This is a genomic window from Actinomycetospora sp. (assembly GCF_055612215.1).
This window is the reverse complement of the sequence record NZ_JBVPVA010001018.1, coordinates 1-1,390: the sequence shown is the minus strand read 5'-3', so window position 1 is coordinate 1,390 and position 1,390 is coordinate 1. Positions and strand designations below refer to the sequence as shown.

Annotated in this window: 1 protein-coding gene and 1 pseudogene; one reads left to right on the top strand and one right to left on the bottom strand. The window is 73.2% G+C overall.

Annotated features, from left to right (window positions below; translation table 11 throughout):
- Window positions 1-33: 33 nt before the first annotated feature.
- Window positions 34-918 carry a DUF4190 domain-containing protein gene (locus tag AC0CYZ_RS27650; RefSeq protein WP_472221319.1) on the bottom strand — a complete coding sequence of 295 codons (885 nt, stop codon included), beginning with the start codon at window positions 916-918 and terminating at the stop codon, window positions 34-36.
- Between the two features lie 362 nt (window positions 919-1,280).
- On the opposite strand from AC0CYZ_RS27650, the pseudogene AC0CYZ_RS27645 reads away from it, so the two are divergent.
- A pseudogene (locus AC0CYZ_RS27645) lies at window positions 1,281-1,390 on the top strand (integration host factor, actinobacterial type); the annotation flags it as partial.

The window sequence follows — 1,390 nt, the reverse complement described above, 5'->3', positions numbered from 1 at the left end:
CGGCGCCCCGGCACCGGGCCGGTCCCCCTGGGGTCAGCCGCCGATGGCGGCCGTGGCTGCGGTGACCAGCGCCTGGGAGTCGGTCTGGAGCCGGTCCGCGGCGGCGGAGAGCGTGCCCTGGTTCTGTGTCGTCGACAGCGTGTCGAGGTCGGCGAGGGTGCGGTCGATCGCCGGGATCAGGTCGGCGTCCACCTTCGCGCGGACGTCGGGCGACAGCGTGACCGTGGTCGCGGTCGTCCGGAACTTCGCGATCGCGTCCCGGTAGGCCGCGAAGTCACGCTGCATGGCGTCGAGGTCGCCGCGGTGGGACTGGATGTCGGTCGACATCGTGTCGGCCGCCGAACCCACCTGGATGAAGCCGGCGGTCAGCTGCGCCTGCCCCTCGGAGGCGTCCCCGCTGCTCGGGACGGCCGGAGCCGACGACGGCGCCGACACGACCGAGGGCACGGAGGCCGGTGCGCCTGCGTCGACGGCCGGTACCGGAGCGGTGGCCTGGAGGGTGGCGGTGACGGTCGTGGCCAGCGCGAGGACGAGGATCGCGGTCGCGATCCCGATCGCGGTGAAGACCGAGCCGAGGACCGCGCCGAGGGTGGCGAGGCCGCGGCCGCGCTCGCCGCTGCGGGCGATCTGCCTGCGGGCGAGGATGCCGAGCACGATCGCGACCGGCGAGGCGACGAACGCCACGACCACCGAGACCCACGCGAGCGTGTTCAGCGGCGCCTGCGGACCCTGCGGCATCGGGCCCACCGGACCCTGCGGCACCGGCCCGAAGCCGGCCGGCGGGGAGGGCGGCGCGGTGTGCTGGGTGGGTGGCCACCCGGCGGTCTGGACCGGGGGTGTGCCGGTGCCGGGCGTCGTGGTGTCGGCGTCGATCGAGCTGTCGATGAGGGGGAGGCGGGGGTCGGCCTGCTGGGTCATGACGGTTGCTCCTCGAGCGATGGGCCCGGCCGGGCTGCCGGACCCCGGTACCGTCACTCTTCGTGCAACTTCTCCTCAAGTGGATCGCGAAAACGTCACCTGGTCAGCCTAATCCTGCTCACGCTGAGAGATAACACCAGGTCAGCGCGTGGTCGACATCGGGCGAGGTGTAGCGTCCCGCAACCATCGGCGCGTCGGGGCTCGACCACCTGCCCCCGACGTTCGAGCCCGAGATGCGGTGCGCCATGGTGTGTCGCAGCCGGTCGGACATCCGTCCCCGGTCACGATGGCACCCGTCGGCCCGAGTTCGGGCCGGTAGGCACCGACCCATGACCTGCGCAGGTGAGGAGAGGGAGACTCTCATGGCACTCCCGACGTTGACCCCGGAGCAGCGCGAGGCCGCCCAGGCCAAGTCGCGCGAGGCGCGTCAGGCCCGCTCGGCCCTGCTCGCGGGCATCAAGAGCGGCGACGA